Origin of the sequence: Pedobacter psychrodurus (genome assembly GCF_004331735.1) — a bacterium.
Classification (GTDB): Bacteria; Bacteroidota; Bacteroidia; order Sphingobacteriales; family Sphingobacteriaceae; genus Pedobacter; species Pedobacter psychrodurus.
In genome coordinates, this window is the sequence record NZ_SJSO01000023.1 from 1 (window position 1) to 13,761 (window position 13,761).

The window sequence follows — 13,761 nt, forward strand, 5'->3', positions numbered from 1 at the left end:
TGTTGGGATAACGCAGTTGCAGAGAGTTTCTTTAAAACTATAAAAACAGAAATGATATACCAGCAGATATATAAAACAAGATCGAAGGCCAGTTTAGCCATTTTTGAATATATAGAGGTATGGTATAATAGAAAAAGAAGACACTCTTTTTTGGGGTACTTATCGCCATTAGAGTTTGCAAACAGCTCAATAAACCCTAAAATCGCAGCTTAAAAAAGAAAAAAATCTAAAGTAATGCTTCTCAATAAAAATAATAATATGACAACAAAAAATCTCTAGTAGACTATTGCAATTCCACAACCTCATAACGATGCGTAAAAAAATGAGCAGATTAGTCAGTAAAATAAACAGTAAAAACATGTTCACCACTTTCTTCATGATAATCGATACGAAAGCCATAAAGGTTACAGATTTGTTTGGTTATGGCTAAACCCAGACCCAACCCTTCTGAATCTACAGATTTTGAAAAACGATCGAAAATTTTGGTTTGTAAATGACTGGATTTCCCTGAATTGGAAATGGTTAGGGCCTGCTCATCCAGTTTAATATGAATGTGCCCACCACTTACATTATGCCGTACCGCATTGCTAAAAAGATTGTTCAGCAAAATATCAGCAAGGTACCTGCTCATTTTGATCTCTATAGGCACAAGTTTTTCAGTTAACACCAGTCCGTCCTTTTCCAATAACTCCTGAAACTGGCGGCTTTTTGCTTCTATCATTTCTTTGAGTTCGATATGCTGAAAATCGGGGATCAGGTTATTTTCAATTTTGGCCAGCAACAATAAAGATTGATGCAATCTTGATAATCTGCCTGTGGCATAGTAAATATCTTCCAGCAGCGACCCTTGTTGCGCGGTAAATGATTCCGTTTGCAATAAAGAATCTAATTTAGAATTGATTACGGCCAAGGGGGTCATCATTTCATGCGAAGCATTATCGGTAAAACTCTTAAGTTCTTTATAATCTTGCCGTACCCTTTTGGCCATTGCATTTACAGATTTATTTAGCTCGTTAAACTCATCAATTTTAGTTGGTTCGTGCTCAATTGTTTCCATCCGCGTTACCTCGAAAGATTTCATTCCGTTCAAAATAGAATAAAAAGGACGCCAAAGCCTGTTCAGTACAAATCTATTGATCAGCAATAAGGATAAGAGCAAAACAACCGTAATTCCAAGCGTTATTAAAAGGATGATTCTAATGAGGTCTTCTGATTCTACCCTCGATTTGGTTATCGTTACCTCAATGGTTTTACTATCTAAGTGTACAACCGTAATCAGACTTCTACCAGGTTCATTTTCACGTTCTTTCGGGTTAAAATAAATCGTGTTTAGAAATTCTCTTTCAGAAACAGTCCCATTTAGGGCTTTATAAGATATCTGTTGATCGAGATAACTTGCAGGTAAAGGAAGTTTATGAAAAGTATTTACATATTGGTTAATTTCATTCTCTTCGACCGCTAAATCACGATCTAATTTTTCTGTTAAAATAAAATGGATTACAACATAGTAAATAATCCCTGTAATAATTAATACGACGATGGAGGTTAAAATATTTGCCCGGTTATAACGGCAGGAGAGTTTCATATATCGCCAAATTTATAGCCAATTCCATAAACAGAATGAAGATAATCAGCTGATCCGGCTTCGAGTAGTTTTTTACGGAGATTTTTAACGTGGGTATAAATAAAATCGAAATCATCAGACATATCCATTTCATCTCCCCAAAGGTGTTCGGCCATGGCATTTTTAGTTACCACTTTATTGCGGTTAGAAAGAAAATAAACCAATAGATCGAACTCTTTTTTGGTGAGCATTACTTGATTGCCTTTAACGGTAATTTTCATCGCTGAAACATCCACGGTTATCTCGTTGAAAAGAATAATATTGTTGCCATCAAAATTCTTTCTACGCACAATGGCACTTACCCGGGCCTTAAGTTCTGATAAGTGGAATGGTTTAACTAAATAATCATCGGCCCCTAAATCAAGCCCGGCAAGTTTATCATCTAACGAATGGCGGGCAGAAATAATCAATACACCATCTCTTTTTTTTAGTTGTTTAATTTTGGTTAATAATTCCAGTCCTTCGCCACCAGGCAAGCCCAAATCTAAAAGAATACAATCGTAACTATAGAGTGATATTTTTTCATTTGCAGCAGCAAAATCTGAAGCATGCTCGCAAATGTTACCCTCTCCGGTAAAATAGGCAAGGATACTCTCTAATAAAGCCTGTTCATCTTCAATGACTAAAATTTTCATTGCTTGTTAATTTGTGAATTAATTGTACATAAAGTAATCATTTAAACCGGAAAGTTAAAAACGCCTTTCCAAACCTGTTAGGTTAAATCCCTATATCTATCGCCAAATAAACATCGCAATATTATCAGTCAATTCTGAAGAAAAACTGTAGTATAAAGTACTGTTATTGAGTTTAGATTGATCAGTTTCAATTTTATTAAATAAATATTAGAAGCTAATCTTCAAAGCAATAACCTACTACAGCCTACAATGAGCATAATATTAGTAAATTGTTAAGTACAATACTTAAATGATACCTTTAAATCCTAACCAAACCTTCAGAATTCCTTCAGAATTGAAACTTACCTTCGCCAACTATAACGCCTGGCAAGTCAAATTCAAAATTGGATTCATCATTAACTATGAGCATTAAAGAAAAAACAAATAAATTACTCAATCATAGATTTGGACCAGTTTTTTTAGTTACAGTACTATTATGTGCCATATCGCTGATTACGAGGCTCTCTTTATTAATTTATAGTGCATCATCTGTTGATTGGTCGATACTTAACCTACTTAAAATTCTGGTTATTGGTCTATTTTATGACCTTGCTGCTGCATCTTTTGCGGTAATTCCAATTGTAATTTACCTATGGTTGCTCCCATCTAAATCGTACGGCAGCAAATTAAACAAGATATTATTGTTCATCTATTTTTTCTTTGTTGTTTTCACGCTAATCTTCAATGCCATTTCAGAATGGTTCTTTTGGGAGGAATTTTCGGTCCGTTATAACTTTATAGCGGTCGATTACCTGGTGTATACCACGGAGGTTATTGGAAATATCCGCCAATCTTACCCAATTAATAGCATTATGGTTGGTTTGGTGATCATCACAGCGCTAATCGTTTATCTTATAAGAAAACCAATCACAACATCTACCACCACTAAAATCGGTTTTGGCAAGCGGACAAAAATTGCACTGGTACTTTTGTGCCTGCCTGTGCTTACCTATTTTGGGGTGAGCCATAAATTAAAATACCTGAGCAAAAACCAATATGTAAACGAGCTTTCGGGCAACGGCATGTACGATTTCGGATTTGCTTTTTGGAATAATCAGCTCGATTACAATACTTTTTACAAAACGATCCCGATTAAAAGTGCTGAATCTATTCTGAGCAATCTCCTTCAACAAGATCCTATTGCCAAAAACGGAGCATTTAAAAATACGTCAAGAACCATTAATAACGCAGGCATCGAAAACAAAATGAATGTGGTACTAATTAGCGTAGAGAGCTTAAGTGCAGAGTTTTTATCTGCATTTGGCAATACCCAGCACATTACACCTCAACTCGATTCGCTCGCCAAAAAAGGCCTACTTTTCAATAACCTGTACGCCTCAGGAACGCGCACGGTACGTGGCCTTGAAGCACTTTCACTTTGCATCCCGCCTACTCCAGGGCAATCGATCGTAAAACGCCCCGATAATAAAAACCTCTTCACTTTAGGCAGCATATTCCGTTCAAAAGGCTATAACAGCAGATTTATCTATGGTGGTTATGGGTATTTTGATAATATGAACGAATTCTTTTCTAACAATGGTTATGAGGTAACAGATAGAAGTGCATTACAGGATTCAGAAATTCATTATTCGAATATCTGGGGTGTTGCCGACGAAGATTTATTCACGCTATCATTACGAGAACTGGATAAAGATTATAAAGACAAGAAACCCTTTTTCGCACAGATTATGACGGTTTCGAACCACCGTCCCTATACTTACCCAGAAGGAAGGATTGACATCCCATCGCATACAGGTAGAGAAGGTGCAGTTAAATATACCGATTACGCTATTGGTAAATTTATACGCGAAGCAAAACAGAAACCATGGTTTTCGAATACCCTATTCGTAATTGTAGCCGATCATTGTGCTTCGAGTGCAGGTAAAGTAGAGTTACCGGTAGATAAATACCACATCCCAATGATTTTTTACAGTCCAGGGCACATTGCACCGGGCAAATTCGGGAAACTAACCGCACAGATTGATATCGGTCCAAGCATTTTGAGTTACCTGAATTTCAGTTACGACAGTAAGTTTTTCGGTCAGGATGTGTTTAAAATGAAAGACAGCGATGAAAGGGCTTTTATAAGCACCTATCAAAGCTTAGGTTACATTAAAGATAACAAATTGGTTATCCTCAACTCCAATAAAAAAGCATTTACTTATAGGCCAGATTTTATTACTGGAAATGCGGTAACTATACCAACAGATCAGAAATTGATCAACGAAGCGATTTCCAATTATCAAATGGCTTCTTACCTGTATCAAAATGGCCTGTATGGCTTCGAATCTAAAAAGAAATAATATTAGCTTAACTAAATAAACCATGGGCATAAATATTGGCTTGATAATCTGGAAAGAGATGAAAGCAAAATCCATAAGCAGGGAACAACTTGCCCAGGAAATTGGCGTTAGTAAACACCGTGTGGGTACTATACTCAAATCGGCCTCGATAGATACCGATATCTTAACCCGGATTTCTATTGCGCTTGGTATTAATTTTTTCGAATACTATCGTAAAGATGAAGATCTGACAAAGTTTGAAATTGATACCGCTGCACAAAGTGACCAGGAACTTAACGAGCTAAAAATTTTAATCAAAGAAAAAAACAGATTGCTAGAACTTTATGACGAAACCATTAAAAGCCAAAAGAAAATTATTGCCACTTTAGAAAATCTGCGGGAATTATAAATTTAGCACCTATTTACTCAGCTCTAGCTGGTAATTCCTCTCTTTAAGCATTTCTGGGTGATTCAATAATTCTTCATCACTTAAATCGGTTTCCTGCTCGCTCAATTTAAAATCGATCGTATCGGTTATTGCACTACTGATGTTGAGCAAATGGTCAATTTCAGGATCAATTAAGAATTCTAAAAGTTCAAATACAGCACACCCAGCGTTTAGTGCGTAACTACCCAGCGGATCGGTAAACTCTTCTATATCTGGCAAAACTTCTTCCAATTCGGCTAAAAGCAGATTCACTTTTTCTTCGTCTGAGGTATTAGAAACTGAATCTTTACAGTATTGAATGGCTTTTTTTAGTATTTCTGGATCACCCCAGTGAAACTCATTGTAAAAATCGACATAATCAGCTAAAAGCCTTTCGCAGATATTTACGCCAAAATTAATAAGCCGATCCTTAGATAGAAGTGATAATTGATCGCTCAGGCGTTCGTAAAATTGGGTAGAATCCATTATTTGGGTTATGCGATTAATCGAGACAAAATTACATTCTTAAGGATTAAGATTATTACAAATAATAAAAACTTTCAAATCGGTCCCCTGATTTCGTTCTTCACCCCTGATTTTATATTTATATCTTAGTAAGTACAAAAATCTATCTTACATGAAAAACAAAAAATCATCACTCTTACTATTTCTCGCGGTATTAACGTTACAGTTCAATATTGTTAAAGCACAAACAAAAATCGGCATCAAGGCTGGCATGAATCTCAGCAATGTAATCATGAAAGACAACGATGGTCATCAAATGGCAACACAATCTATACCCGGGTTTCATGTAGGGGCTAATGTAGAAATTTTAGTAGCAGATGATTTTTATCTTCAGCCGGGTGTACTCTATTCAACAAAAGGTTTTAAACAACAAAATGGTTTTGCTTACAGCACCAATTTCAGGGCTACGGCATCCTATGTAGAAGTGCCTGTTAATTTACTATATAAACCAAAGCTAGCAGTAGGACATCTCATTTTAGGTGCAGGACCTTATATCGCCTATGGAACCGGTGGAACATGGAGATCAGACACCAATATCCAGATCGGAGATGTAGTGGGCACTAACGTTGGAAAAATTATATTCAGAAAAGATTTATCTGATGGAGAATATGAGGCATATTTATATGGTAAACCGCTCGATTACGGCATCAATTTCTTGGTTGGATACGAGTTTTTCAATCAACTTTCCATTCAGTTTAATGCCCAAACGGGATTAGCAAACTTAGAACCACAATATGGTGGGGTAAAACAGGGCGGTAAATTAAAGAATACCGGTTTTGGCATCTCCATAGGTTATAAACTGGATTATTAGGGCACTCCTATTTCAGCACCAGTTAAATAATGGCAGCAAAGGCAATTAGTTTTCATATTTTGAAGACCGATTGCCACTGCACCTATAAGCGAATAAGATTATCCCAACTTCCACTTTTCAACCAGTTTTGCGTTGAAACTGTCTTCTTCTTTAACATTAGGTTGCCCTTTTCCGGTTGTAATTAAATTATATAAACTATTGGTGATGTAATTCGTCCAAGCCTCCTTACAGATTTCAAAACACTCATCGTGTGGAACCAAACTTTCGTGCACAAATGTAATTTCTGTTTGATTACCTTTTTTCGAAACCGTAAAAGTAGGTTTACTTCCAATCCATTCATTTTTATCGGTAGTGAATTTGAAATAGTTATCCATTACCTCCCAAACTACTTTTTGATCAGGAATTAACTCAATCAATTTCATTTTGCAGTAATGCACATCCTGATAGTGATAGATAAATTCAGCGTTAAGTTCGTTGGTCGCCCCTTCAATACTGGCCGACCACCATGCCCGAAGGTTGGTGATTGCTTTAAATGCTTCCTGAGGGCTTTGATCTACCAAAATGGTAGCTGTGAAATCTTGATTATCCATGGCTCTACTTGTTTTAAAAACTTAAGAAATAACATTATATGCCAAAGTTAACATACTGACAGCTAATTGATAGGATGCGTAGCGGACATTATAGCGGGTAGAACTGGACAAATTGCTACGATTCTGCTACATTTGTGAATATGCAATTACCTCCTCAGCATTTACTTCAGGGATTGGTGAAACACTATTTAATTATAGATCAAAAAACCAGTGCACAGCAGTGTTACCGGATGTTTTCTGATGGTAACCCAGGCATTGTTTTTCATTTAAAAGATCCATTTTTGCAGTGTGATGAAGAAAATCTAACCGCGCAGCTTCAGCCCCAAAGTTTTGTTTATGGTCAACTCACTCATCACAATACCATAGTTGCTAATGGCAATTTGAAGATGATCGTTGTGGTTTTAGAACCTTATGCCCTATTTACCCATTTTCGTACCGCAGCTTATGAATTAAATGATCATACCATACCGCTGGAAGATTTGTTTGGACAGGAAGCCCGCAACTTACAAGAACAAATTCTTACAGCTTTAACAACAGGTGCCGCCATTGGTATTATTGAAAATTTCTTATTAAAACGTGTGACTTCGCGAAGGCACTTGACAGCCGATTTTAGGATGGCAATGAAACTGATCTATCAGCATCAGGGCATAATTAGCATAGAAGATTTACTCAAAATATTGCCCATGACCGAAAGGCAGTTAGAACGTAAATTCCGTGAACATATTGGCACCTCTCCTAAAAGCTTTGCCGATACGATTAAGTTTCAGCACTTCTTAAAATTGCTTCAAAAACAGCCTCATAAAAAGAAAATAGCTGATTTGATTTACGAATCTGGCTATTATGATCATGCCCACCTTAACCATAATTTCAGAAAAATGACCGGGTTTACGCCTACCCTTTATAAAGACACAACCCAAATGCTGGCGATAAATCTCATGCCTGTTCACTAATATCTTTGTCGGTTTTATACAAATTTTTCGGGGTTGCACTAGTTAGCTTTGAACAGTTTAGCATTAAATACCTTTAAAATGAAAAATTTCAAAATAGCCACGACACAGTTCGAAAATAAAAGCGGCGATAAAGCGTATAACCTTTCTGTAATTAAGCAACTAACCAAACAAGCTGCAAACCAAGGTGCGCAGGCAATTGCCTTCCACGAATGCTCAATAACAGGCTACACCTTTGCGAGGCATCTTTCTAAACCACAGATGCTTGAGCTCGCAGAATTTGTACCTCAAGGCCCAAGCGTTACGCAGTTAATCGAATTTGCCAAAGAATTCAATATCGCTATTCTTGCCGGACTATTCGAAAAAGACGAAAACGATAACCTATTTAAGGCTTACGTTTGTGTAGACGGAACAGGTTTAATTGCCAAACACCGTAAGCTGCATCCATTCATAAACCCTCATCTTTCACCAGGCACTGCATTTACGGTATTCAATCTCTATGGCTGGAAATGTGGTATCCTGATTTGTTATGACAACAACATTATCGAAAACGTGAGGGCTACCACACTGCTGGGTGCACAAATTATCTTTATGCCACACGTAACCATGTGCACACCCTCTACCCGACCTGGAGCAGGTTTTGTAGCCGCTAAACTTTGGAAAAACAAGGAGGAAAATAGTGATTTATTACGTACTGAATTTGATGGATTAAAAGGCCGCCAATGGCTAATGAAATGGTTACCGGCCCGAGCCTACGACAATGGAATATATGCCATTTTTGCCAATCCAATTGGAATGGATTACGATCAACTTAAAAATGGATGTTCGATGATTATCGATCCTTTTGGTGATATCATGGCCGAATGCAGGTCTTTAAATAATGAACTTGTGATAGCAGAATTAAGTCCCGCCCCACTTACAGCTGCTGGGGGATACCGATATATCCAAGCCAGAAAACCTGAGCTATATAAAGATATAATAGGCGAGGTACATGAAAGCAATCAACAGGTTTCTTGGCTTAAAAAGGAAAATATCGATCTGTAAAACAAAAATGAAGCTTAGCATTGATGCTTACCTCCGTTACAGCTATCCAAATCAATCAGGCAACATTAAAATGCTGTCTGATTGATTATTAAAATTTTAATTTATTTAAAAAAACAGGCTTCATCAGAAATGTAGCGAAGATTTATTTTTTTCAGGATAATTTTATCGATGAAAAGTTTTGCTTGAACAACCCGTCGATATAGGTCAACATTTGGATATTGTTCCATCATCGGTAACCGTCTAATTTTTCTGTTTTAGAAAATTAGGAATAATTTTAAGCTCCGCTTGATATAAATGATAAAAATACCAGAGGTATTGACGGTAACTAAAGCGCTAATGATAATGGTCTAAACGAAAAAAGCCTCACATTTCTGTGAGGCTTTTCGTGATCCCGCTGGGATTTGCACCTGGTGCAAAAATCAGCGTTTAAATAGTATTTCTGCGGTTTTAGATTTTCACTCACCTAATCTCTCACCATTTTTTTCGATACGTTTTAGCTGCAATTGCTATAGTATAAATATAATCATTATTTTTAAAAATGAAAAGGATTTTAAATTACTAATCAATTTGCGGTTCGACTCCGGCACTGGGTTCAATTGAACAAAACAATTATACCAATCTTCATTTAGTTCTAATGTTTCAACTTTCTCTCTGAATAGTTTCTAAAGGAAAGTAGTAAAGCGTTGTAGAGATTAGTTTCTTGCAAAATTTTTTGCTGTTAGTTTCAATACGCAACTTAACTGGTTTCCATGATTACCTGTAATTTAATTTCCAATTGTATGTTTCATTAATACTTTCTAGTAAGTATATTAAAATTTGTTAATTTTTTTTCAAAACATTTGCAAATAACCATTTCATGACTTAGATTTAGTAATATAAATCTCTCAAAATGAATAAATTAACTCTACTTGTCATTCTGGTGGCGCTTTTTATTTTCTACTTTCAGCCCACAAATGCGCAAAATGCACCAAAATCAACCATTACCAAAACAAGGCAGAAAATTATTGATCGCCATAACGAATTGGTTTTCTTCCTTTCTGATTCTTGCTATTGTAAAGATCTGGGGCAAAAATGTGACTTAAAGAAGCAGTATTACCAGGGTTCTCAATTCATTTCTACCTATTCGATGAACAGACTAATTCGGCAGGATCTTTCGAAAATCACGCTTGACGAACAGGGCTTGCCTGCAATCGGGAATTATGCCTCCCTGAAATATTCAGAGGAAGATACTAAAATAGCTTTAAATGCTTCTTTTGCCAATCCTTTCAAAAAAACGAAAGAAACCGATCCTATTCGCTGGGTGCTTTCTGCAAATATCAAAGCAGGTGTTTCAGATGGTATTTCTTCCCTTTTTGAAAATAAAAATGCCAGCAGCGGGACAGGAATCAAGCTCAAAGCATCTTTCCTGTCCCGAAAAACACAGTATGTGAACGAATCTCAATTCAACTGCACGACCACCAAATTATACCGGAGCTATCTGTATAAAGATTACAATATGGCGATGAAGGATCCTACGGCATCTGTAGCAATCAAGCGAAATGAATTTAACACAAAAATTGAAAAGTTCAGCAGAACTATTGCTGCCCTGGACATGCTGATTATCGACAAAAAAAAGGACATCATTGATAGTTTAGAGCTGGCAAGGCTTGCGTTAATTTCTGATGAGGTCAAATTTCTTAAGGATAAAAACATACCTCTTTTAGATACGAATCTAACTCCAGAACAATTGAAGGCTAAATTATTACACCAGAATGAGAGAACCGCATATGAACTTAACAAGCGTCGTTCAATTCTGGATAAGCAATTTAAAGAATTACCCGACCAGACCATCGCTTCATTAATAAAATCTAGAGAGGATGCCGATAATGCGTTGACATTATTGAGAATAGACTTCCGGAAATTTGAGACGGAGAAAGTTAAATTGGATAGCGCTAATGTAATTGACAACACGTATGCACAGTTGCTGGCAATAGAAACGAAAGATATAAAATGGGACTATTTTAAAGTCAAGTGGTTTGATATAGACGTCAGTTTAAGTGGCGACACATATAAAATGTATACTGCCAATACCTTGGTCACTGAAAAGCTTGATGAAAAAAATTTTAGCACCTGGTCTGTAGGTTTTAGCGGCAATTATTTCCAGTCAGGCCGAGCAGACGGCAATGGTAAGAATGGCTATTTTTTTAAATGGGGGTACTATATCAGCAACGACAATAATTTTGATGGAACAACACCCAAAGAGGTAGTAAATACCATCACAAAAGAAGAAAATGGCGTAAAGCGGGAAATTATTTCTAAAACGAAGGCCTTTGAGGGGCCGCTTGTGGAGACGTTCAGCCATAATGCTGCGGTTCACTGGTCTAAATATTTAAATGTTAAACAGTCGACCTCATTCAATCTTTATTCTACAGCTAAATTTGGTTTCGAAGACAATCCCACAAAAATAGAATACAAACCCGATTGGATGATAGGAACAGGGGTTACGTTTAGCTTGCTCAATAAAGACAAAGCTACTTCATTTCTTAACCTCCAGTTATTCTTGAATTTTTCAGATGTGCTGAATGTTGAAAAAGATGAAAAAACACAGTTTTATGATCGTCATCAGTTAGGGATCAAGATCGGGATTCCGTTTAATAGTATTTTTTTATAAACAAATAATTTATTCATTATGCTCGATTTCAAAGAAAAACTCGCCCAGTTTAAAAAGGATAATAAAGGGGCTGCCTGTTTCTACGCTCCAGCTTCCGATTCTAAATTTTGTGGGGGTCAGCTTACGCAAGCAGAGGCCATCAAATTTGCTTCAGTTCAGGGCTTAACGCTATTGGATTGGCAACAAGGTAAAAGCTGCAGTCAGATGAACTGCAAATAGTTTCTGATGATGACTGCTATTGGCAGATGCTGAACTCAAATGTAATGCTCAACCCCTCAGAATCCGGGGAAGAAGGGAGTCCATTGCAATACTTAGAAGGCCAGTTGCTGTTTTAAGGGATATTTACTCGAAAAAGTTTGAATAATAAACTTGTAGGACTAGCATATTTAAAACTAGATTCTCTCCATTATTGTCTCGCAGCTTAGCAAGGATGATTTTGCGGAATCTAATCGCAAGTTCAAATTGCCATCCGCTACTAATTTTATATCGTTAATTGTCACACAGTCTTTTGCATGAGCAATTAGGTCATCTACAGTCTTACAGCCTTTTTCCTTAAAATGAGCATCACATTGATCAATAAAATTTTGATGGCTTTCGTAAGGCATCGTAGCCTTTAGATAATCTATACAATGATAGATGTCGATAACCTTTTCGTGCAGGTCGAAGTCTTTTGTTAAAAAATATAGCTCGTTAAAGCCAAGTTCTTTGAAAATGTCTGCATTCAACGATGGTAGCATATTAAATTTATGATGGTTGTAGATCGTGTCATGATTGGGATATGTCTGGATATCTGTTTTCAAAGCTAACGTGTCTTTGATATAGGCCTGAAGGCCCGGTTTTATTACATTCTTGATATAGGCCACAAAAATTTCCCTCTTTTTCTTTCTTTCCCAAGCCATTAATCCTAGACGCCACCCTTCGGCTAAAATTAAGGCAATGACTGCACCTAAGAAACCACTTAAAAGATTGTTTATATCCATCAGATTATTGTTCTTGTTTTTTTATTGCAGGAATTAGATCCTTTTCGATAAACTGATTAGGCTTCCAACCTCCAATTAATTTGTCCAGGTAAAAATTATCGACAGCAGATAGCCCTAAGCCAACTGCTGTACCGATTCCGCCAGCACCCAAAACATCCAGTGCGATTCCGATACCTTCGAAAATCACAAATCTTGTTGCTTTTGTTGGCAATTTGTCTGCTATTGTTTTCTCCGAAACGGCCTTATGGTATTCCCAAATTATGTTTTTGTCTTCCGGTATTTTTAACAACCAGTCCCTAAATTTATCGGCCGTTTCCAAGATTTCTAATAGCTCTTTTTTAGAAATCATACCGCTCATAAATGCATCGCCAATTGAATGGCAATTTTCTAGAATATATTCACCAAATAAGTGAAGATTTTCTTCACTTTTTGATCTTCGTCGAATCAAGTCTTCAAGTTGTTGACTAATGAAATCAGAATAGAGCTTGCTTGTTACAAGTTCGCTTTCAAAGTGTGAGGCAATAAAAATGTCGCCCTGGGATTCAGAGAGCGCCAATAGGAATCCGCTGTAATTGAAATCATGATGATCATCACCTTTCATTTCCTTGCTCAATTCATTCAATTTTATAATGTCCATATTGGTATTCAGGGTATAGGCATCAAAAGGACCGAAAGAATTATCTTTTATGATTTCTATTGATAACTCGTCTGGAAGCTGAAACTGTGGAAGCCTTGCATTTATATAAATTGGGAGCAGCTTTTTTAACAGACTCTCATTTTCGAAGTCAGCTTTTATTTGTTCAGTTATGTCTTGAGTATATTGAAAAGGTTGTGTGATTTTAGAAAAATGGTCTGAAAATTTTTGATTGCTAGCACTATTTCTAACAGTTTCTCTATGAGCCTCATAAAGTATAGTTGAATAGCTTTTACCTTTGCCTTCAAACAGACCAATACCATATTTGTCACCTGGGAAAGACATCGAACCTAGTATATTCTCTCTCACCCTTAATTCAATGCGTCCAGAAGTAATTAATTCAGTTAAAAAATCTTCTCCAAAGTATCTTAATAAAGTAATGAGTTCTTCTTTGTGCACTAATACTATGACTTTACCATAGAACAACATACTGTCGAGCAAGAAAGAAATATCAACTTTCTGAGTATCTTTTTCTTTGGATTTTATACAAATTTTTTGGAACATTTTTTATAA

General features: G+C 36.5%; 14 protein-coding genes. 8 read left to right on the forward strand and 6 right to left on the reverse strand.

Going from position 1 to position 13,761, the window contains the following annotated elements; translation table 11 throughout:
• The coding region (locus EZ456_RS20790) for an IS3 family transposase (protein WP_165501389.1) at window positions 1–213 on the forward strand (213 nt) is incomplete at its 5' end.
• Between the two features lie 118 nt (window positions 214–331).
• On the opposite strand, the gene EZ456_RS20795 is transcribed toward EZ456_RS20790, so the two are convergent.
• Together EZ456_RS20795 and EZ456_RS20800 are read right to left on the reverse strand one after the other, a co-directional pair.
• Window positions 332–1,585 carry a sensor histidine kinase gene (locus tag EZ456_RS20795; protein ID WP_131533476.1) on the reverse strand — a complete coding sequence of 418 codons (1,254 nt, stop codon included), beginning with the start codon at window positions 1,583–1,585 and terminating at the stop codon, window positions 332–334.
• Window positions 1,582–2,259 (reverse strand): response regulator transcription factor, encoded by a 678-nt coding sequence (locus tag EZ456_RS20800; RefSeq protein ID WP_131533478.1) that lies wholly within the window; start codon window positions 2,257–2,259, stop codon window positions 1,582–1,584. Before EZ456_RS20800 ends, EZ456_RS20795 begins: the two co-directional genes overlap by 4 nt.
• Window positions 2,260–2,660: 401 nt before the next feature.
• On the opposite strand from EZ456_RS20800, the gene EZ456_RS20805 reads away from it, so the two are divergent.
• Together EZ456_RS20805 and EZ456_RS20810 are read left to right on the forward strand one after the other, a co-directional pair.
• Window positions 2,661–4,601 carry an LTA synthase family protein gene (locus EZ456_RS20805; RefSeq protein WP_131533480.1) on the forward strand — a complete coding sequence of 647 codons (1,941 nt, stop codon included), beginning with the start codon at window positions 2,661–2,663 and terminating at the stop codon, window positions 4,599–4,601.
• A gap of 22 nt (window positions 4,602–4,623) precedes the next feature.
• Complete coding sequence (locus EZ456_RS20810) at window positions 4,624–4,989, forward strand: helix-turn-helix domain-containing protein (RefSeq protein WP_131533482.1); 366 nt, start codon at window positions 4,624–4,626, stop codon at window positions 4,987–4,989.
• Window positions 4,990–4,998: 9 nt separating this feature from the next.
• Here EZ456_RS20810 and EZ456_RS20815 read toward each other — a convergent pair whose 3' ends face one another.
• On the reverse strand, window positions 4,999–5,493 hold the full coding sequence (locus EZ456_RS20815) for a DUF416 family protein (RefSeq protein ID WP_131533484.1): 495 nt from the start codon (window positions 5,491–5,493) through the stop codon (window positions 4,999–5,001).
• Window positions 5,494–5,644: 151 nt separating this feature from the next.
• On the opposite strand from EZ456_RS20815, the gene EZ456_RS20820 reads away from it, so the two are divergent.
• On the forward strand, window positions 5,645–6,343 hold the full coding sequence (locus EZ456_RS20820) for an outer membrane beta-barrel protein (RefSeq protein WP_131533486.1): 699 nt from the start codon (window positions 5,645–5,647) through the stop codon (window positions 6,341–6,343).
• Between the two features lie 98 nt (window positions 6,344–6,441).
• Here EZ456_RS20820 and EZ456_RS20825 read toward each other — a convergent pair whose 3' ends face one another.
• A complete protein-coding gene (locus EZ456_RS20825; RefSeq protein WP_131533488.1) occupies window positions 6,442–6,933 on the reverse strand; it encodes an SRPBCC family protein in 492 nt (163 codons plus the stop codon).
• Window positions 6,934–7,073: 140 nt separating this feature from the next.
• Here EZ456_RS20825 and EZ456_RS20830 point away from each other — a divergent pair, with 140 nt between their 5' ends.
• From EZ456_RS20830 to EZ456_RS20845, 4 genes are all read left to right on the forward strand, one after another.
• Window positions 7,074–7,883: a helix-turn-helix transcriptional regulator gene (locus EZ456_RS20830; protein WP_131533490.1), complete on the forward strand. Its 810-nt coding sequence runs from the start codon at window positions 7,074–7,076 to the stop codon at window positions 7,881–7,883.
• 78 nt (window positions 7,884–7,961) lie between these two features.
• Complete coding sequence (locus tag EZ456_RS20835; protein ID WP_131533492.1) at window positions 7,962–8,924, forward strand: nitrilase family protein; 963 nt, start codon at window positions 7,962–7,964, stop codon at window positions 8,922–8,924.
• 1,126 nt (window positions 8,925–10,050) lie between these two features.
• On the forward strand, window positions 10,051–11,574 hold the full coding sequence (locus EZ456_RS20840) for a hypothetical protein (protein ID WP_131533494.1): 1,524 nt from the start codon (window positions 10,051–10,053) through the stop codon (window positions 11,572–11,574).
• An 18-nt stretch (window positions 11,575–11,592) separates the two neighbouring features.
• On the forward strand, window positions 11,593–11,793 hold the full coding sequence (locus tag EZ456_RS20845; RefSeq protein WP_131533496.1) for a hypothetical protein: 201 nt from the start codon (window positions 11,593–11,595) through the stop codon (window positions 11,791–11,793).
• Between the two features lie 173 nt (window positions 11,794–11,966).
• Here EZ456_RS20845 and EZ456_RS20850 read toward each other — a convergent pair whose 3' ends face one another.
• A complete protein-coding gene (locus EZ456_RS20850) occupies window positions 11,967–12,554 on the reverse strand; it encodes a hypothetical protein (protein WP_131533498.1) in 588 nt (195 codons plus the stop codon).
• A gap of 4 nt (window positions 12,555–12,558) precedes the next feature.
• Window positions 12,559–13,752, reverse strand: coding sequence for a hypothetical protein (locus tag EZ456_RS20855; RefSeq protein WP_131533500.1), 1,194 nt, complete (start codon window positions 13,750–13,752; stop codon window positions 12,559–12,561).
• Between the last annotated feature and the right edge of the window lie 9 nt (window positions 13,753–13,761).